Origin of the sequence: Buttiauxella sp. (assembly GCF_049686335.1) — a bacterium.
Classification (GTDB): Bacteria; Pseudomonadota; Gammaproteobacteria; order Enterobacterales; family Enterobacteriaceae; genus Buttiauxella.
In genome coordinates this window covers 101,397-120,725 of sequence record NZ_JBAVHX010000010.1, presented here as the reverse complement: position 1 = coordinate 120,725, position 19,329 = coordinate 101,397, and the positions used below count along the sequence as shown (strand labels likewise).

Below are 19,329 nucleotides of genomic sequence, written 5' to 3'. Positions count from 1 at the left end.
CCAACACCCCTGCAACTCAAGGATGACGCGGATTATTCGAACTCGTTCCAGGAACGCCCATCACGGGTAATCATCGCAACTGAAGCCACTGGCCCCCAGGTACCCGCCTGGTAAGGTTTCGGTGCATCGTTGTCTGCAGCCCACGCTTCAGTGATAGAGTCGACCCATTTCCACGCTTCTTCTACTTCATCGCGACGCACGAACAGAGCCTGAATACCACGCATGGTTTCCAGCAGCAGGCGCTCGTAAGCATCTGCCAGATGAGATTCGTTAAAGGTTTCGGAGTAGCTCAGATCCAGTTTGGTGGTTTGCAGGTTGTGCTTGTGATCAAGCCCTGGCACTTTGTTGAGTACCTGGATATCCACACCCTCATCTGGCTGCAGACGAATGGTGAGCTTGTTCTGCGGCAAATCCTGCCATGAATCTTTAAACAGGTTCAGCGCAGGACTCTTGAAGTAGACCACAACCTCAGAGCATTTGGTTGGCAGACGTTTACCGGTACGCAGGTAGAACGGCACACCAGCCCAACGCCAGTTGTCGATATCCACACGGATAGCCACAAAAGTTTCGGTACCGCTGGATTTGTTCGCGCCTTCTTCTTCCAGGTAGCCTGGAACTTTTTTACCCTGCGCAAAACCAGAAGTGTACTGGCCGCGAACCGTTTTCTCACGCACATTGCTGCGGTCGATACGGCGAAGAGATTGCAAAACTTTGACTTTCTCGTCGCGGATATGGTCAGCCGTCAGGTCTGATGGAGGAGACATGGCAATCATGCACAGGATTTGCAACAGGTGGTTTTGAATCATGTCGCGCATCTGCCCGGCCTGATCAAAATAACCCCAGCGTCCTTCGATGCCAACTTCTTCAGCAACCGTGATTTCCACGTGGTCGATAGTTTTGTTATCCCAGTTATTTGCGAACAGGGAGTTAGCAAAACGCAGCGCCAGCAGGTTCAGAACGGTTTCTTTACCTAAATAGTGGTCAATACGGTAGACCTGGCACTCTTCAAAATACTCACCCACCTGGTCGTTGATTTCCTGGGAGGTCGCAAGCGAAGTACCGAGTGGTTTTTCCATCACAACGCGAGCAGGTTTGGCGTTGAGCTTCGCCTTACCCAGACCTTTACAGATTGCGCCAAAAGTACTTGGTGGCATTGCAAAGTAGTTGATAGTGACGCGGTTTTGCTGATCGAGCATCTTACCGAGTTTGGTAAAAGCTGCCGTGTCGTTAACATCCAGATTGCAAAAATCAAGACGGCCACTCAATTTATCCCAGAGGCTTTCGTCGATCTTTTCCTTCATAAAGGTTTCGATCGCTTCACGCACCACTTTGGTATACGCCTCTTTATCCCAGTCTGCGCGGCCCACGCCCAGGATGCGTGTTTCCGGATGGATCTGCCCCGCCTTTTCCAACTGATACAGGGATGGCAGCAGCTTCCGACGCGCAAGGTCGCCTTTTGCGCCGAAAATCACCAGGTCACATGCCTGAGCTGTCTGTGTTACCGCCATGTTTATTCTCCTCGTTTCGGGTATATGTACCGGCCCGTTTGTAATTTTATTACACAACAATGTACTGCTTTTGGTGAATCCAGGTAAACCATTGCCAATTATTTGATCGTGTATTTGGGCAACCCTTGCCCGTCAGAGCCACTTTTAGCGATGTGTGGTGGAAATTTCTGACGATTTGTTGTCGATGTATATCATGTCTAAAGTTAGACACTGATCATGTAATGAAAAAAAACAACATCGTTACACCGATTATCTTGCCCCTTCGCTGAAGGGCAAGCGTATATTCTTGCTAAATCGTGCCACGATTTCTCCTGTTATAGAAATCGACAAAATCCATGAGTGTCGGACACCTATGAATATGCTGGACAAAATCCAGTCCCAACTGGAACACCTTAGCAAATCAGAACGTAAAGTCGCAGAAGTGATTCTCACCGCTCCGCAAGATGCCATTCATTCAAGCATTGCCACCCTCGCCCGCAGTGCTGAAGTCAGCGAACCGACCGTCAACCGCTTTTGCCGCCGTCTTGAAACGAAAGGCTTCCCAGATTTTAAATTACATTTAGCGCAAAGTCTGGCGAATGGCACTCCTTATGTAAACCGGAATGTTGATGAAGACGATAGCGTTGAAGCTTATACCGGCAAAATCTTCGAATCCGCGATGGCCAGTCTTGACCAGGTGCGGCAATCACTGGATATGGCCGCAGTCAATCGCGCGGTGGATTTACTCACCCAAGCCAAGAAAATAGCTTTCTTTGGTTTGGGTTCCTCGGCCGCCGTCGCCCATGATGCGATGAACAAATTCTTTCGTTTTAACGTGCCGGTTATCTATTCCGACGATGTCGTTTTGCAGCGCATGAGTTGCATGAATTGCAGCGAAGAAGATGTTGTTGTGCTTATCTCCCACACCGGGCGCACCAAAAACCTGGTGGAACTGGCGCAATTAGCACGCGAGAACGACGCTATCGTGCTGGCGATAACCTCAGAAGGCTCGCCACTGGCTCGCGAAGCGACGCTCTCTTTACTGCTCGACGTACCGGAGGATACTGACATTTATATGCCGATGGTCTCCCGCCTTGCTCAATTAACAGTCATTGATGTGCTGGCAACCGGTTTTACTTTACGTCGCGGGGCGAAATTCAGAGATAACTTGAAGCGAGTCAAAGAAGCGCTCAAGGAATCGCGTTTTGATAAGGGAATGTTTGTCTCTGGCGACAACACGTAAGTTTTTATAACAAAGCTGTAACTTTTTAGGTCATTCGGTTAAGTTGTTGCATTGCGTTTTTCAACGCATTCCGATTTACCGAATCTTTTGTTAACGCAACACCAAAGTTGTTTCAGTCAACGGAGTAATACATGTCCAGACGGCTACGTAGAACCAAAATCGTTACCACTTTAGGCCCGGCAACCGATCGCGACAATAATCTGGAAAAGATTATCGCAGCTGGCGCCAACGTGGTGCGTATGAACTTTTCCCACGGCACCGCAGAAGATCATCAGATCCGTGCTGATAAAGTTCGCGAAATTGCCGCGAAACTGGGTCGTCATGTCGCTATTCTGGGCGATTTGCAAGGTCCAAAGATTCGTGTCTCTACCTTTAAAGAAGGTAAAGTTTTCCTGAATATCGGTGACAAATTCCTGCTTGATGCCAACCTGGGTAAAGGTGAAGGCGACAAAGAGAAAGTGGGCATCGACTATAAAGGTCTGCCAGCTGACGTAGTGACCGGTGATATCCTGCTGCTTGATGATGGCCGTGTGCAGTTAAAAGTACTCGAAGTTCAGGGTATGAAAGTGTTCACCGAGGTTACCGTAGGTGGCCCGCTGTCGAACAACAAAGGGATCAACAAACTGGGTGGCGGCCTGTCAGCCGAAGCGCTGACCGATAAAGACAAAGCCGATATTCTGACTGCGGCGAAAATCGGTGTCGATTACCTGGCGGTATCCTTCCCTCGTTGTGGCGAAGACTTGAACTACGCACGCCGCCTGGCGCGCGATGCAGGTTGTGACGCGAAGATTGTCGCAAAAGTTGAACGTGCTGAAGCGGTATGCGACGAAGCGGCGATGGACGATGTTATCCTGGCTTCTGACGTGGTCATGGTTGCCCGTGGTGACCTGGGCGTTGAAATCGGTGATCCTGAGCTGGTCGGGATTCAGAAGACCCTGATTCGCCGTGCGCGTAAGCTGAACCGTGCGGTAATCACTGCGACTCAGATGATGGAGTCGATGATCACCAACCCAATGCCAACGCGTGCTGAAGTCATGGACGTGGCGAACGCCGTTCTTGATGGTACGGATGCGGTGATGTTGTCTGCGGAAACCGCAGCGGGTCAATACCCGGCTGAAACCGTTGCGGCGATGGCGCGTGTTTGCCTGGGCGCTGAAAAGATCCCAAGTATCAACGTTTCAAAACACCGTCTGGACGTGCAGTTCGACAACGTTGAAGAAGCGATTGCGATGTCTGCCATGTATGCGGCTAACCACCTGAAGGGTGTGACTGCGATTATTACCATGACAGAATCTGGCCGTACTGCGTTGATGACTTCTCGTATCAGCTCCGGTCTGCCAATTTTCGCTATGTCTCGTCATGAGCGTACGTTGAACCTCACCTCTTTGTACCGTGGTGTAACGCCAGTGTATTTCGATAGCCCAAGCGACGGCGTTGCCGCAGCAAACGATGCGGTAATTCTACTACGTGACAAAGGTTACCTGGTTTCTGGTGACCTGGTCATCGTTACCCAGGGCGATGTGATGAGTACCATTGGTACCACCAACACGACGCGTATTCTGTGTGTTGAGTAATTCAACCGCAGGATGACAAAGGGGCCAAATGGCCCCTTTTTTAATGGTTATTTCTTACTTCTTTGGATAAAGCTCTTTGCGGCGGTAGGGTTCGGTCTCCCCTTCCTTGCGAGTTTTGAGCAATTTCAAAATCCAGGTGTACTGTTCAAGATTCGGTCCCACCAAAATCTCGACTTCTTCATTCATGCGACGGGCAATGGTGTTGTCGTCCGCATCGACTAAATCGTCCATCGGTGGACGAATATGAATATCTAAACGGTGAGTTTTGCTGTTGTACACCGGGAAAAGCGGTACTACACGTGCACGAGCAACCTTCATCAAACGGCCAATGGCGGGCAATGTCGCTTTGTAGGTTCCGAAGAAATCGACGAATTCGCTATGTTCTGCGCCGTGATCCTGATCGGGCAGATAGTATCCCCAATACCCCTGACGCACTGAGCTAATAAATGGCTTAATCCCGTCGTTACGCGCGTGCAAACGGCCACCGAAACGACGACGTACCGTATTCCACATGTAGTCGAACAATGGGTTGCCCTGGTTATGGAACATGGCAGCCATTTTTTGGCCCTGCGACGCAAGCAACATCGCCGGAATATCCACGCCCCATCCGTGTGGCACGAGGAAAATCACATTCTCTTCGCGTTGCTTAATCTCGTCGATAATCTCTTTGCCATGCCAGTCAACGCGTTGCATGACTTTTTGCGGATCTTTGAGCGCCAATTCCGCCATCATCACCATCGCTTGCGGTGCGGTGGCAAACATATTGTCGATGACAGCTTCACGGTCCGCTTCCGGCATTTCCGGGAAGCAATACAGCAAGTTAATTTGCGCGCGACGGCGAGCGCTTTTACCAAAGCGTCCGGCAATACATCCAATTTTACCCAGCAGAGGATCGCGGATAGATGGCGGTAACATAGCAAGTCCGGCGAAAGCGCCAACGCCTAACCAGGCGCCCCAAAATTTCGGGTGCAAGAAGGCCTTTTGAAATTCAGGAATGAACTCACTGTGACTTTTTTTTGCTTTTTCCATGCATATTCTCAGTACAGCATCAAATCATTGATGACATGAATTTGTAAGTATCTTAGCGGGGTAATGCCTTTCAGACAAAGAAAAAGCCGGTCACTCAGTACCGGCTTTGTTCACAGCGTTAGATTAATTCAAACTTAGCTGTGGTGTGACTTCGCGAACCTGAGCCAGATATTCGTTACGATCCGAGCCTGTAAGCCCTTCGGTACGTGGCAGTTTCGCTGTCAACGGGTTCACCGCTTGCTGGTTAATCCACACTTCATAATGCAAATGCGGCCCAGTAGAACGGCCAGTATTGCCTGACAATGCGATACGATCACCGCGTTTCACTTTCTGTCCTGGCGTGACTAACAGCTTCTTCAGGTGCATGTAACGGGTGGTGTAGGTACGCCCGTGACGTATAGCCACAAAGTAACCTGCCGCTCCGCTACGTTTCGCCATCACCACTTCGCCATCACCGACTGACAACACTGGAGTCCCTTGCGGCATCGCAAAGTCGACACCTTTGTGCGGCGCAATGCGACCCGTAACCGGGTTAAGGCGACGAGGATTAAAGTTTGACGAGATACGGAATTGTTTTGCCGTCGGGAAACGCATAAAGCCTTTCGCCAGACCTGAACCGCTGCGGTCGTAGAACTTACCGTCTTCTGCACGAATGGCGTAGTAATCTTTACCACTGCTGCGCAGACGCACGCCGACCAAATGGCTTTGCTCACGTTTACCATCAAGCATTTCACGTGACATCAGCACAGCGAACTGATCGCCTTTCTTCAGTTTGCGGAAGTCCATTTGCCACTGCATGGCCTTGATAACGCCGCTGATTTCAGCACTGGTTAAGCCGGCATCTTTCGCGCTGCTGACAAAACTATTGCCAACGGTGCCTTTCATGACGTTGTTAACCCATTCGCCTTGCTGCATTTCGCTGCTGAGCTTGAAGGTACTACCTGAACGGTCATAGGTACGCGTTTCACGGCGCGACATTTCCCATGTGAGGCGTTGTAGTTCGCCATCGTCATTCAGTGTCCAGGAAAGTTGCTGACCGATTTTCAGGTTACGCAGATCTTTATCTACCGCGGCAAGCTGGCTGATATCACCCATATCAATGCCGTACTGGTTCAGGATGCTGCTAAGCGTATCGCCGGTGGAGACGTCATACTCATGCACCCCGGTTTCACCAGCGGTTTTATCGTCCAGCTCATCTTGTGGAATGGTATCGTCTTCAGCGTCCGGAGACTGGTCTAGCGGCTCACTGGCTTCGGGAAGTAACGAACGAATATCGTTTTTCTCAAGCTCAATGGTTTTGATAACAGGGCTGGCTTCAGGATGATAGACGTACGGTCGCCAGACAGCGACCGCAAGTGTAAGAACTGTAAGTGACCCCAGCATAACGCGATGGGGCCGGGACAAATTGTCGAATGCCAGGGCGACAGAGCGGGCTATCTGTTGCACGTATTCACTTCCTCGTTAATCTCCTTTCAGGCAGCTCGCATACTGGTTCGCAAGCCCGGTTAAAAACTGCATATAGCTGTCTTTTCCGAGCTTAACCTCAATACCCAGTGGATCCAGCGTTCCGGAACGAACGTTTGTACCACGGGCAACGGCATTGATAACTGCTGGCCTGAATTGTGGCTCAGCAAAAACGCACACGGCTTTTTGCTCAACCAACTGTGTTCTGATGTCATGTAAACGCTGCGCACCGGGTTGGATTTCTGGGTTCACGGTAAAATGACCGAGTGAGGTCAGACCGTAATGTTTTTCAAAGTAGCCATAGGCGTCGTGAAAAACGAAATACCCTTTTCCTTTGAGTGGCGCGAGCACGCTACCCACTTGCTTATCGGTGTTGGCTAATCCTAACTCGAAAGATTGCAAGTTGGCGTCAAGTTTGGCTCTATTTTCGGGCATAAGTTCCACTAATTTATCGTGGATTGCAACCGCTGAGAGCCGCGCTACCTCTGGTGAGAGCCAAATATGCATGTTGTATTCACCATGATGGTGATCTTCGTCACTATTTTCGGCGGCGTGGTCATGTCCTTCATGACCATGGTCGTCATCGTCACCCCCTTTCATGAGCAACGGTTTCACTCCTGGCAAAGCCGCCAGTTGCACTTGTTTTTGCTCAGCTAATTGGTTTACCGACTTCTGCATAAAGGCTTCCATTTCTGGACCCACCCACACCACTAAGTCCGCGCTTTGTAAGCGTTTTACATCAGATGGACGAAGTGCATAATCATGCTCTGACGCGCCATCTGGCAGTAAAACTTCCGTTGGTGTGACGCCATCTGCAATAGCGGCAGCAATAAAACCTAATGGTTTGATAGAGGCGACAACCGCGGCCTGTGCGGGCACGGCGGCAGATGCCATTAATGCAGTTGTTAAAGCTGCGCAAAGAAATGCGTTTTTATGTAACATAATGCGACTTTTCATCGTTATCAATTTGAGATGTGTGATATTATAACATCCGCTAACTTCTGCAACCCCTGAAATTGTCATGACAAATCTGGTATCACTGGAAAATATCTCTGTTTCATTCGGACAACGCCGCGTGTTGTCTGATATTTCACTCGATCTTAAACCTGGCCGTATTTTGACGCTGCTGGGTCCAAATGGTGCAGGCAAATCAACGCTGGTTCGTGTGGTGCTGGGTCTGGTAGCTCCTGATGAAGGGGTTATCAAGCGAGACCGCGACTTGCGTATCGGTTACGTGCCGCAAAAATTGCATCTCGATGCCACCTTGCCGTTGACGGTCAGCCGCTTTATGCGTCTGCGCCCTGGTGTGAAAAAAGCGGATATTTTGCCCGCATTGAAACGCGTTCAGGCCGCTCATTTAATTGAAGCGCCGATGCAAAAGCTATCCGGCGGTGAGAATCAGCGTGTTCTGTTGGCACGAGCGTTACTCAATCAGCCGCAGTTACTGGTGCTTGATGAGCCGACCCAAGGCGTTGATGTTAATGGACAACTGGCTCTCTACAACCTGATTGACCAACTGCGCCAGGAATTGAATTGTGCGGTAATGATGGTTTCCCATGACCTGCACTTAGTGATGGCAAAAACCGATGATGTGTTGTGTCTGAACCATCATATTTGCTGCTCGGGTACGCCAGAAGTCGTGTCGATGCATCCGGAATTTATTTCGATGTTCGGCCAGCGTGGGGCTGAGCAATTAGGTATTTATCGTCACCATCATAATCACCGTCACGATCTTACCGGACGTATTGTTCTGCGCAGAGGGAATGGCCAGCCATGATTGAATTGTTGTTACCCGGCTGGCTTGCCGGGATTTTGCTTGCGTGTGCTGCAGGCCCGCTTGGCTCGTTTGTTGTCTGGCGTCGAATGTCCTATTTTGGCGATACCCTCGCCCACGCCTCTCTGCTAGGCGTTGCGTTTGGCTTATTGCTAAACGTGAATCCCTTTTATGCGGTGATAGCGGTGACGCTGTTACTGGCATTGGGCCTGGTCTGGCTCGAGAAGCGCCCACATCTGGCATTAGATACCTTGTTAGGCATTATGGCGCACAGTGCATTGTCGCTGGGTCTGGTGGTGGTGAGTTTGATGTCAAATGTACGTGTCGACTTAATGGCGTATCTGTTTGGCGATCTGCTCTCGGTCACAATGCCGGATATTATCTCAATCGCCCTTGGCGTTGCGGTAGTTGTTGGCGTGCTTCTTTGGCAATGGCGCAACCTTTTGTCGATGACCATCAGCCCGGATCTTGCACATGTTGATGGCGTAAATCTTCAACGGGTGAAAATGCTGTTAATGCTGGTGACGGCGCTAACAATCGGCGTGGCGATGAAATTTGTCGGTGCATTGATAATCACCTCCCTGTTGATTATCCCTGCAGCAACCGCGCGTCGGTTTGCACGTACACCGGAGCAGATGGCAGGTTTTGCGGTATTTATCGGAATGCTTTCCGTGACTGGTGGGCTGACGTTTTCAGCGTTTTATGACACTCCCGCAGGCCCTTCAGTAGTGCTGAGTTCGGCGGTGTTGTTTGTGCTGAGTATGGCGAAGAAGCAAGCGGCTTAATTTCTAAAGTGGATACCGACTGCCCCTCACCCTAAGGAGAGGGAACTGTCCAGTATTCCCCTTCTCCTGGGGGAGAAGGTCGGGATCAGGGTCGACCTGCAATTCAATCAAAACTTTGGCTTCAAGGCTGTGCGGGCGGCACAATCCCGAAGTGCGACCAGGCTCTTGGAGTGGCAATGCGTCCGCGTGGGGTACGCTGCAAGAACCCCTGTTGAATCAAGAATGGTTCCAGCACATCTTCTATCGTTTCACGTTCCTCGCCGATTGCTGCCGCGAGGTTGTCCAGCCCAACCGGGCCGCCAAGGAATTTGTCTATCACCGCCAGCAGTAACTTACGGTCCATATAATCAAACCCTTCGGTATCGACATTGAGCATATCCAGTGCTTGTGAAGCAATGTCTGCACTGATGGTGCCGTCGTGGCGCACTTCAGCAAAGTCACGAACGCGGCGCAATAAGCGGTTGGCAATACGCGGTGTACCGCGTGCACGGCGAGCCACTTCCAGCGCGCCCTCTTCGCTCATCTCAAGCCCCAGCACGCTGGCACTGCGACCCACGATGTGCTGCAAATCGGCGACCTGATAAAACTCCAGACGTTGAACAATACCGAAACGGTCACGCAACGGAGACGTCAAAGAACCGGCACGCGTTGTCGCGCCAATCAGAGTAAACGGCGGCAAATCAATTTTAATGGAGCGCGCAGCCGGACCTTCGCCAATCATGATATCGAGCTGGTAATCTTCCATCGCTGGGTATAGCACTTCTTCAACAACCGGCGAAAGACGATGGATTTCATCAATAAACAAAACGTCGTGAGGTTCGAGGTTGGTCAACATCGCGGCGAGGTCACCTGCCTTTTCCAGCACGGGGCCGGAAGTGGTTCGCAGGTTAACACCCATTTCGTTAGCCACGATGTTTGCCAGCGTGGTTTTACCCAACCCTGGTGGGCCAAAAATTAACAGATGATCAAGCGCATCCCCACGCAATTTTGCCGCCTGGATAAAAATCTCCATTTGCGAGCGGACCTGCGGTTGGCCGACGTAATCTGCCAAAAAACGCGGGCGGATTGCGCGGTCAATTAATTCGTCAGGGGTGATAGTGTCTGGCGATACCAGACGGTCTGCTTCAATCATCCTTCATCTACCTCAAGGTGCTTCAAAGTGCTGCGCGGAGTGCTTCGCGGATCAGCGTTTCACAATCAGCGCCCGCACGGCCTACTTTGCTGATCATCCGACTCGCTTCCTGTGGTTTATAGCCCAGCGAAACCAGCGCAGCAACCGCTTCCGATTCTGCGTCATCGGTAACGCCGCTATCTGGCGCTGTCAGAACCAGGTCAGAAGCAGGCGTAAACAGATCGCCATGCATCCCTTTAAAACGGTCTTTCATCTCAACAATTAAGCGCTCTGCGGTTTTTTTACCCACACCTGGCAATTTAACTAATGAACCGATTTCTTCGCGTTCGACGGCGTTAACAAACTGCTGGGCAGACATACCTGAAAGGATCGCCAACGCCAGTTTAGGGCCGACACCATTCACTTTGATAAGCTCGCGGAACAGAGTGCGTTCTTGTTTGTTGTTAAAGCCGTAAAGCAACTGCGCGTCTTCACGCACCACAAACTGGGTAAACACCACCGCTTCTTTACCGATTTCCGGTAGTTCGTAGAAGCAGGTCATCGGCATATGGACTTCATACCCTACGCCACCCACTTCCATTAATACCAGCGGTGGCTGTTTTTCCAGGATGATGCCTCTGAGTCGTCCAATCACGTTTTACTGCTCCCAAGGTTGTGCTGAAAATTTTGCTTATCATATAAAAAAGGCTGGATAGATATCCAGCCCATAGCCAAAATAATTCCAGTGGCAGGACAAAATGCCTTTAGCATTTTGAACAGCGCTTGCGCAGGCCCCGAAGGGCGAGGCTTCGCCGAGTAACGCGGCAAACGAACCAATCCCGATGAGCTGACTAAAGTCAGTGATTCGGGTGAGCGAGTGTAGCCAACGCACCTGCAGCTTGAAGTATGAAGGATATATTTACTTTAATCGTCCCCGCGCCAGATTAAGCCGCGTGTCGCTCATCTGCATCGAGTTTTGCGTCACGTGGCAATGCGTAATGGCAACCGCCAGCGCATCCGCCGCATCCGCTTGCGGGTTGGCAGAGAGTTTCAGCAAGGTACGCACCATATGTTGTACCTGGCTTTTCTCCGCACTCCCGATACCCACTACCGTCTGTTTTACCTGACGGGCTGCATATTCAAAAACCGGAAGTTCGTGGTTGACCGCAGCGACAATCGCCGCACCACGCGCCTGTCCGAGTTTCAAAGCTGAATCGGCATTTTTCGCCATAAAGACAGATTCAATGGCGAAATACTCTGGCTGGAACTGGGTAATAATTTCGCTTACCCCCGCGTAGATAAGCTTCAAACGCGAGGGTAAATCGGTCACCTGAGTACGAATACAGCCGCTGCCTAAATAGGTTAGCTGCCGACCGGTCTGGCGAATGACGCCATAACCGGTAACGCGTGACCCCGGGTCAATACCGAGAATAATCGCCATCACGCGCCTCCCTGGAAGGAAAATACCCTATAGACTTCAAGTCGCAAGAAGGCGGTTGCACAGCAAATCCCCAGCAGCGTAGTCATGCTACGTGACTGGGGTGAGCGAGCAAAGCCAACGCATCTGCGACTTGAAAAATGACGGGTATCATTACAGGGTTGCCGCAACCTCGTCAGAGATCTCACCGTTGTGATAAACCTCTTGTACATCATCGCAGTCTTCCAACATGTCGATAAGACGCATCAGCTTCGGTGCAGTTTCCGCATCCATATCTGCTTTGGTGGATGGGATCATGGAGACTTCTGCTTCGTCAGCTTTCAGGCCAGCGGCTTCGAGTGCGTCACGAACTGCGCCCATCTCTTCCCAGGCAGTGAACACGTCGATTGCACCGTCGTCGTAAGAAACAACGTCTTCAGCACCGGCTTCCAGAGCCGCTTCCATCACGGTGTCTTCGTCTTTGCCCGGTGCATAGGAGATAACGCCTTTTTTGGTGAACAGATAGGCTACAGAGCCGTCAGTTCCCAGGTTACCACCACATTTGTTGAACGCGTGGCGAACTTCTGCCACGGTACGGTTACGGTTGTCACTCAGACATTCAACCATAACGGCTGAACCGCCAGGACCGTAACCTTCATAAATGATGGTTTCCATGTTCGCGTCTTCATCGCCACCCACACCACGCGCAATGGCACGGTTTAAGGTGTCACGCGTCATGTTGTTGGACAATGCTTTATCAATCGCTGCGCGCAGACGTGGGTTAGACCCTGCGTCACCCCCACCCAAACGGGCAGCGGTTACCAGCTCACGAATGATTTTCGTAAAGATTTTACCGCGTTTGGCATCCTGTGCCGCTTTACGGTGTTTTGTGTTGGCCCACTTACTATGACCTGCCATAAAAACATCTCCAAAATAGCTGCCTAGTGGGCAGCATTAATTACAAACTCTTCAATCGCCTGCCGGTTGCTCCACGACTTGGTCATGGCAGCCGCAGCGGGTGCGTCTGTCCATTCCCAGGCCAGATGTTCCGAGATGGTAACCGGCCGTTCGTTCGGCAGCGCAAGACAGAACCAATATTCTGTGTTGCGCGTGATTCCCGGTGCATAGCGATGACGCAAATGTGTAAAAATCTCAAACTCCACACAGCGTTGACAGTCATTCAAGGCCAGGTGTTCTGAGACCACGTCGATCTCGACCTCTTCCTTTACTTCACGCTGTGCGGCATGCAACGCGCTTTCACCTTCTTCAATGCTGCCGGTAACCGACTGCCAGAATTCCGGATCGTCACGCCGCTGTAACATCAGCACCCGTCCAGTGTCTTGAGCGAATATCACGACTAAAACCGAGACGGGAGGCTTAAATGCCATTTATTCTTTCTCAGCCTTTTTAATCACCGCGACACCCAGTTCTGCCAACGCCTGCGGGTTAGCAAAGCTTGGTGCTTCAGTCATCAGACACGCTGCGGCAGTTGTTTTCGGGAACGCGATAACATCACGGATGTTGTCGGTGCCGGTTAACAGCATAGTCAGACGGTCCAGACCAAACGCCAGGCCTGCATGCGGAGGAGTACCGTATTTCAGGGCATCGAGCAGGAAGCCGAACTTCTCGCGCTGATCTTCTTCAGTAATCCCCAGAATGCCAAAGACTGTCTGCTGCATCTGACCGTTGTGAATACGCACAGAACCGCCACCCACTTCGTAGCCGTTGATGACCATGTCGTATGCGTTAGCAACCGCCGCTTCCGGGTCTGCCGCCAGTTGTTCTGGAGACATATCTTTTGGTGCAGTGAACGGGTGGTGCATCGCGGTCAGGCCGCCTTCACCATTGTCTTCAAACATTGGGAAGTCGATTACCCACAATGGCGCCCATGCGTTGTCATTGGTGATGCTCAGATCTTTACCGATTTTCAGACGCAGTGCGCCAAGTGCATCAGCTACCACTTTTTTGTTGTCTGCGCCGAAGAAGATCATGTCGCCATCTTGCGCGCCGGTGCGGGTCAAAATCGCTTCAACGATGTCAGCATTCAGGAACTTAGCGACTGGGCTCGTGATGCCTTCAATGCCTTTCGCACGCTCGTTGACTTTGATGTAAGCCAGCCCTTTCGCGCCGTAAATCTCAATGAACTTGCCGTAGTCGTCAATCTGTTTACGGCTAATCTGTGCGCCACCCGGCACACGCAGTGCAGCAACGCGGCCTTTAGCATCATTTGCCGGACCGGAGAAGACTTTGAACTCGATGTCTTTGAGCAGGTCAGCAACATCCACCAGCTCCATCGGGTTACGCAGGTCTGGTTTATCAGAACCGTAACGACGCTCAGCTTCTGCGAAAGTCATGATTGGGAAATCACCCAGATCGACGTTTTTCACATCCAGCCACAGATCGCGAACCAGTTTTTCCATCACTTCACGCACTTGTGGTGCGGTCATGAAGGAGGTTTCGACGTCGATCTGAGTAAATTCAGGCTGACGGTCAGCACGTAAATCTTCGTCACGGAAGCATTTAACGATTTGATAGTAACGGTCAAAACCGGACATCATCAGCAGCTGTTTGAACAGTTGTGGAGACTGTGGCAGCGCGTAGAATTTACCTTTATGAACGCGGCTCGGCACCAGATAGTCACGCGCACCTTCTGGCGTGGCTTTGGTCAGCATTGGGGTTTCGATATCCAGGAAACCATGGTCATCCATAAAGCGACGTACGAAGCTGGTGATTTTGGCACGGGTTTTCAGACGGTTTGCCATCTCCGGACGACGCAGGTCCAGATAACGGAATTTCAGACGAGCTTCTTCGGTGTTGACGTGGTTTGAATCCAGCGGCAGCGCTTCAGAGCGGTTGATGATGGTCAGGTCGGTTGCGAAAACTTCAACCGCACCGGTTGCCATATCTTTGTTGATGTTTTTCTCATCACGCGGACGAACGGTACCGGTGATTTGAATGCAGAACTCATTACGCAGTTCGGAAGCAAGCTGGAACGCGTCCTGACGATCCGGGTCGAAAAACACCTGCACGATGCCTTCGCGATCGCGCATATCAATAAAGATAAGGCTACCGAGGTCACGACGACGATTGACCCAACCACACAGTGTTACTTGTTGTCCCACATGGGATTGATTGAGCTGCCCGCAATATACTGTACGCATGAGATTTCCCTTAAAATAGCCGCTCACTGTCCATTTCCTGCAACGGTAGCCACTATATTTGTCTGTCATCTATTGATAAAAAAGGGGGTTATTATACTGGAAATAATGCCCTACGATAAGCCCGATACACCTGACTTACGCGTTTCAAAACGCCTCGTTTGGCTTATTCTCACAAAAATTAACAAATTTTGTAAACAGTTGCGCTTCCGTTCCATCGTAAGGTGTTACGCGATAACCCCATTTTGACCCGGAGTCACCGAATGTTAGAACTGAATACTTCCAAAACCGCACTTGTCGTTATTGATTTGCAGGAAGGCATCCTGCCGTTTGCGGGTGGCCCGCACAGTGCACAGGATGTGGTGGCTCGTTCGGCCAGACTGGCTGAAAAATTCCGCGCGCAAAATGCGCCGGTCATTATGGTGCGTGTTGGCTGGTCTAAAGATTTTGCCGAAGCCCTTAAACAGCCGGTCGATGCCCAGGCAGGCGCCCATGCTCTGCCAGAAAACTGGTGGGTTTACCCGGAAGCGCTGGGTAAAAAAGAGAGCGACATTGAAGTCACTAAGCGCCAGTGGGGTGCATTTTATGGCACCGACCTGGAACTCCAGTTGCGCCGCCGTGGGATAGACACCATTGTGCTGTGCGGGATTTCCACCAATATCGGCGTCGAGTCTACCGCCCGTAACGCATGGGAATTAGGCTTTAACCTTGTTATTGCAGAAGACGCTTGCAGTGCGGCAAGCAGTGAACAACATCAAGGCAGCATGACGAATATCTTCCCGCGTATTGGGCGTGTTCGTCGCACTGAAGAAATTCTCTCTGCGATTTAAGTCGCTCTGTAATGCCCTATATCATTCGAGCTGTAGGTAGGCGGCAAGGGAGATTATCCCGATAAGCTTACTCCAGTAAGTGATTCGGGTAAGCGAGCGTAGCCAACAACCCTACACCTTGAAGGATGACGGGCATTGTGATCTATATTGGCCTCCCTCAATGGTCGCACCCAAAATGGGGGCGGCTGGGCATAACCTCTCTTGAAGATTACGCTCGCCACTTCAATTGTGTGGAAGGCAATACCACGCTGTACGCGCTTCCAAAAGCAGAAACGGTGTTGCGTTGGCGGGCAATGACCGGCGATGATTTTCGTTTCTGCTTTAAATTCCCGTCCACCATCACCCATCAGGCAGCGTTGCGCCAGTGTGGTGATTTGACCGCAGAATTTCTTGAACGACTTTCGCCGCTGGCCAGTCGAATCGGGCAGTACTGGCTACAACTCCCGGCAGCCTTTGGGCCAGCGGATTTACCTGCACTATGGAATTTCCTCGATACCTTGCCTAAAGAGTTCGCTTACGGCGTCGAAGTTCGCCATCAGGCTTTCTTCGAAAAAGGCACGGATGAACTGGCACTTAACCGTGGCCTGCATCAACGCGGCGTCAACCGCGTCATCCTTGATAGTCGCCCGGTTCATAGCGCGAAACCTCACAACGAAGCCATTCGCGAGGCGCAACGTAAAAAGCCTAAGGTCCCGGTGCATGCGTTGGTTACGGCCATTCATCCGCTGGTGCGGTTTATCGGTAGCGACGACATGCAACAAAACCTCGCCCTCTTCGATGTCTGGCTGAAAACCCTGCCCAAATGGGAACAAAAAACCACGCCTTATCTGTTTTTACACACACCTGATATTGGGGAAGTGCAAGATTTAGTGCATACCCTATGGCCTGGGTTGCAACACGCTTTCCCGGCCATTGGCAACGAACCGGCAATCCCCAAACAAAACTCCCTTTTTTAGGGGTAGCGACAGCTGATAGGTTGCGCTGCTATCATAGGCGGTGCTGGAACTATCTCTAAAGGATGTGAGTATGGTAAGCGCGCTCTACGCCGTTCTGGGTGCTTTGTTGCTGATTAAGTTTTCGTTTGATGTTGTTCGTATGCGTTTGCAATACCGCGTCTCATATGGTGATGGCGGTTTTAGTGAACTTCAGAGCGCGATTCGGATCCACGGTAATGCAGTGGAATATATTCCCATCGCGTTACTGCTTTTATTACTGATGGAAATGAACGGTGCCGAAACCTGGATGGTGCATGTTTGTGGGCTGCTGCTGATCGCCGGACGCCTGATGCATTCTTATGGTTTCCATCATCGTTTAATCAGCTGGCGTCGTTCTGGCATGAGTGCCACCTGGGCTTCTTTGATCCTGATGGTGCTGGCTAACCTGTGGTATATGCCATGGGAGTTGGTTTTCTCGCTGCATTAACGCAAAATATCACCCTTTCGAAATTCCGGATTTAACGTCATGTCTGACCGCGATACATTGTTTTCCGCCCCGATCGCCAAATTAGGTGACTGGACCTTTGATGAACGCGTGGCTGAAGTGTTCCCCGATATGATTCAACGATCGGTGCCAGGCTACTCCAATATTATTTCTATGATTGGCATGCTGGCGGAGCGCTTTGTGGTACCCGGTAGCCAGGTTTACGACCTTGGCTGCTCGCTAGGTGCTGCGACATTATCCGTGCGTCGTAATATTCATCATGAGAACTGCAAAATTATCGCGGTAGATAACTCCCCCGCTATGGTTGAACGCTGCCGCCGCCATCTTGATGCCTTTAAAGCGCAAACACCGGTTGAAGTCATTGAAGGCGATATTCGCAATATCGAAATCAAAAATGCCTCGATGGTGGTGCTGAACTTCACGCTCCAGTTCCTCGAGCCTGAAGATCGCCAGTTGCTGCTGGAGAAAATCTATCGCGGCCTGAACCCTGGCGGCGCGTTAGTGTTGTCGGAAAAATTCAGTTTTGAAGATGGCGAAGTGGGTGAATTACTGTTCAATATGCACCACGATTTCAAACGTGCGAACGGTTATAGCGAGCTGGAAATCAGCCAAAAGCGCAGCATGCTGGAAAACGTCATGCTCACCGACTCTGTCGAAACTCATAAAAAACGCCTCAAACAAGCCGGATTTGACCACGCAGAATTATGGTTCCAGTGCTTTAACTTTGGCTCTTTAGTAGCACTGAAATCAGGAACATCTGCATGATCGACTTTGGTAATTTTTATCAGCTTATTGCGAAAAGCCCTTTAGCTCCGTGGCTGGAAACGCTTCCTGCGCAGATTGCCACCTGGCAGCGCGAAAACCTGCATGGCCAGTTCAAACACTGGTACAACACGGTTGAATTTTTGCCAGAACTGAAACCCTATCGCCTGGATTTGCTGCACAGCGTCACCGCCGAATCACAAGAGCCGTTGAGTGAAGGCCAAAAGCTGGGGATCGAGAAACTGCTGCGCAACCTGATGCCATGGCGCAAAGGTCCGTACTCTTTGTATGGCGTAGACATTGATACTGAGTGGCGTTCCGACCTGAAATGGGATCGCGTATTGCCGCACATCTCTCCTCTCGCCGGGCGTACGATTCTGGATGTCGGCTGCGGCAGTGGTTATCACCTGTGGCGTATGATTGGCGCGGGCGCGCATTTAGCCGTGGGTATTGACCCAATGCAACTCTTCGTTTGCCAGTTTGAAGCGGTGCGAAAACTGCTGGGCAATGACCAACGTGCGCACGTTCTGCCACTGGGAATCGAACAACTTCCTGAGCTCAATATCTTTGATACCGTCTTTTCAATGGGCGTGTTATATCACCGCCGTTCGCCGCTCGACCATCTTTACCAGTTGAAAAATCAGTTAGCTAAAGATGGCGAACTGGTGCTGGAAACGCTGGTAGTGGAAGGCGACGAAAATACCGTGCTGGTACCGGGTGAACGCTACGCGCAAATGCGTAACGTCTATTACATCCCGTCGGCACTGGCGTTGAAAAACTGGCTGGAGAAATGTGGTTTTGTCGATGTGAAAATCGTTGATCATTGCTACACCACAAGCGAAGAACAGCGTCGAACCAGCTGGCTGACCACAGAGTCGCTGGCTGACTTCCTCGACCCTAACGATGCGCGCAAAACTATCGAAGGCTACCCTGCTCCGCTGCGTGCCGTTCTGGTGGCGCGTAAGCCCTAATATTATCTGCACAATCAAGCCCCGAGAAATATCGGGGCTTGTTATTCATCACGCGTTTTCTTCAAGCCATGCCGCTAACGTTGCGGGGGTCTTCAGCACATTGGCAATATCTGTCGGTGGAATAGCACAACCAAATTCTGCCTGCACTTCCAGAACGATATCAACCGCCGTAATGGAATCGAGAATATCTGATTCAATAAGCTCGTCGTTAAACGCCACTTTGCGTGACAACACATTTTCAAATATCGCTAAAACTTTCTGTTCCATATTTATGCCCTTAGATT

Annotated in this window: 20 protein-coding genes; 9 read left to right on the top strand and 11 right to left on the bottom strand. The window is 50.9% G+C overall.

What is annotated here, in order from left to right; translation table 11 throughout:
• Positions 1 to 32 precede the first annotated feature (32 nt).
• Positions 33 to 1,508: a glucose-6-phosphate dehydrogenase gene (gene zwf, locus WBL83_RS09200; RefSeq protein ID WP_424588860.1), complete on the bottom strand. Its 1,476-nt coding sequence runs from the start codon at positions 1,506 to 1,508 to the stop codon at positions 33 to 35.
• A gap of 352 nt (positions 1,509 to 1,860) precedes the next feature.
• On the opposite strand from zwf, the gene WBL83_RS09195 reads away from it, so the two are divergent.
• Both WBL83_RS09195 and pyk read left to right on the top strand, forming a co-directional pair.
• Positions 1,861 to 2,730, top strand: a complete 870-nt coding sequence (locus tag WBL83_RS09195) for a MurR/RpiR family transcriptional regulator (protein WP_424588859.1) — start codon at positions 1,861 to 1,863, stop codon at positions 2,728 to 2,730.
• Between the two features lie 131 nt (positions 2,731 to 2,861).
• A complete protein-coding gene (gene pyk, locus WBL83_RS09190) occupies positions 2,862 to 4,304 on the top strand; it encodes a pyruvate kinase (RefSeq protein ID WP_424588858.1) in 1,443 nt (480 codons plus the stop codon).
• Positions 4,305 to 4,358: 54 nt separating this feature from the next.
• Here pyk and lpxM read toward each other — a convergent pair whose 3' ends face one another.
• The 3 genes from lpxM to znuA all read right to left on the bottom strand — a co-directional run bounded on the left by lpxM (position 4,359) and on the right by znuA (position 7,739).
• Positions 4,359 to 5,333 (bottom strand): lauroyl-Kdo(2)-lipid IV(A) myristoyltransferase, encoded by a 975-nt coding sequence (gene lpxM / locus WBL83_RS09185; protein ID WP_424588857.1) that lies wholly within the window; start codon positions 5,331 to 5,333, stop codon positions 4,359 to 4,361.
• A 123-nt stretch (positions 5,334 to 5,456) separates the two neighbouring features.
• Positions 5,457 to 6,779: a murein DD-endopeptidase MepM gene (mepM, locus tag WBL83_RS09180; protein ID WP_424588856.1), complete on the bottom strand. Its 1,323-nt coding sequence runs from the start codon at positions 6,777 to 6,779 to the stop codon at positions 5,457 to 5,459.
• Between the two features lie 15 nt (positions 6,780 to 6,794).
• Positions 6,795 to 7,739, bottom strand: a complete 945-nt coding sequence (gene znuA, locus WBL83_RS09175; protein ID WP_424588855.1) for a zinc ABC transporter substrate-binding protein ZnuA — start codon at positions 7,737 to 7,739, stop codon at positions 6,795 to 6,797.
• Positions 7,740 to 7,818: 79 nt separating this feature from the next.
• Between znuA and znuC the strand changes: the two genes are divergently transcribed.
• Together znuC and znuB are read left to right on the top strand one after the other, a co-directional pair.
• The gene (znuC, locus tag WBL83_RS09170; protein ID WP_424588854.1) at positions 7,819 to 8,574 is read left to right on the top strand and encodes a zinc ABC transporter ATP-binding protein ZnuC; all 756 of its coding nucleotides are present in this window, start codon (positions 7,819 to 7,821) and stop codon (positions 8,572 to 8,574) included.
• Complete coding sequence (gene znuB / locus WBL83_RS09165; RefSeq protein ID WP_424588853.1) at positions 8,571 to 9,356, top strand: zinc ABC transporter permease subunit ZnuB; 786 nt, start codon at positions 8,571 to 8,573, stop codon at positions 9,354 to 9,356. The genes znuC and znuB overlap by 4 nt, the downstream gene beginning before the upstream one ends.
• Before the next feature lie 121 nt (positions 9,357 to 9,477).
• Here znuB and ruvB read toward each other — a convergent pair whose 3' ends face one another.
• The 6 genes from ruvB to aspS form a co-directional block, all read right to left on the bottom strand.
• Positions 9,478 to 10,488: a Holliday junction branch migration DNA helicase RuvB gene (gene ruvB, locus WBL83_RS09160; protein WP_424588852.1), complete on the bottom strand. Its 1,011-nt coding sequence runs from the start codon at positions 10,486 to 10,488 to the stop codon at positions 9,478 to 9,480.
• A gap of 22 nt (positions 10,489 to 10,510) precedes the next feature.
• Positions 10,511 to 11,122 carry a Holliday junction branch migration protein RuvA gene (gene ruvA / locus WBL83_RS09155; protein ID WP_424588851.1) on the bottom strand — a complete coding sequence of 204 codons (612 nt, stop codon included), beginning with the start codon at positions 11,120 to 11,122 and terminating at the stop codon, positions 10,511 to 10,513.
• A 264-nt stretch (positions 11,123 to 11,386) separates the two neighbouring features.
• Complete coding sequence (gene ruvC, locus WBL83_RS09150) at positions 11,387 to 11,908, bottom strand: crossover junction endodeoxyribonuclease RuvC (RefSeq protein ID WP_424588850.1); 522 nt, start codon at positions 11,906 to 11,908, stop codon at positions 11,387 to 11,389.
• Between the two features lie 150 nt (positions 11,909 to 12,058).
• Positions 12,059 to 12,802 carry a YebC/PmpR family DNA-binding transcriptional regulator gene (locus WBL83_RS09145; protein WP_424588849.1) on the bottom strand — a complete coding sequence of 248 codons (744 nt, stop codon included), beginning with the start codon at positions 12,800 to 12,802 and terminating at the stop codon, positions 12,059 to 12,061.
• Between the two features lie 23 nt (positions 12,803 to 12,825).
• Complete coding sequence (gene nudB / locus WBL83_RS09140; RefSeq protein WP_424588848.1) at positions 12,826 to 13,272, bottom strand: dihydroneopterin triphosphate diphosphatase; 447 nt, start codon at positions 13,270 to 13,272, stop codon at positions 12,826 to 12,828.
• Entirely contained in the window at positions 13,273 to 15,045 is a 1,773-nt protein-coding gene (gene aspS / locus WBL83_RS09135) for an aspartate--tRNA ligase (protein WP_424588847.1), read from the bottom strand. It lies immediately after the preceding gene.
• A 260-nt stretch (positions 15,046 to 15,305) separates the two neighbouring features.
• On the opposite strand from aspS, the gene WBL83_RS09130 reads away from it, so the two are divergent.
• The 5 genes from WBL83_RS09130 (at position 15,306) to cmoB (ending at position 19,045) form a co-directional block, all read left to right on the top strand.
• Positions 15,306 to 15,872 (top strand): hydrolase, encoded by a 567-nt coding sequence (locus WBL83_RS09130; protein ID WP_424588846.1) that lies wholly within the window; start codon positions 15,306 to 15,308, stop codon positions 15,870 to 15,872.
• 137 nt (positions 15,873 to 16,009) lie between these two features.
• Entirely contained in the window at positions 16,010 to 16,828 is an 819-nt protein-coding gene (locus tag WBL83_RS09125; protein WP_424588845.1) for a DUF72 domain-containing protein, read from the top strand.
• 70 nt (positions 16,829 to 16,898) lie between these two features.
• Positions 16,899 to 17,294: an MAPEG family protein gene (locus tag WBL83_RS09120; RefSeq protein ID WP_424588844.1), complete on the top strand. Its 396-nt coding sequence runs from the start codon at positions 16,899 to 16,901 to the stop codon at positions 17,292 to 17,294.
• 39 nt (positions 17,295 to 17,333) lie between these two features.
• Positions 17,334 to 18,077 (top strand): carboxy-S-adenosyl-L-methionine synthase CmoA, encoded by a 744-nt coding sequence (cmoA, locus tag WBL83_RS09115; protein WP_424588843.1) that lies wholly within the window; start codon positions 17,334 to 17,336, stop codon positions 18,075 to 18,077.
• On the top strand, positions 18,074 to 19,045 hold the full coding sequence (gene cmoB / locus WBL83_RS09110) for a tRNA 5-methoxyuridine(34)/uridine 5-oxyacetic acid(34) synthase CmoB (RefSeq protein WP_424588842.1): 972 nt from the start codon (positions 18,074 to 18,076) through the stop codon (positions 19,043 to 19,045). Before cmoA ends, cmoB begins: the two co-directional genes overlap by 4 nt.
• A gap of 48 nt (positions 19,046 to 19,093) precedes the next feature.
• Here the strand turns inward: cmoB and WBL83_RS09105 are convergent, their stop codons facing one another.
• Entirely contained in the window at positions 19,094 to 19,312 is a 219-nt protein-coding gene (locus tag WBL83_RS09105; protein WP_424588841.1) for an acyl carrier protein, read from the bottom strand.
• Between the last annotated feature and the right edge of the window lie 17 nt (positions 19,313 to 19,329).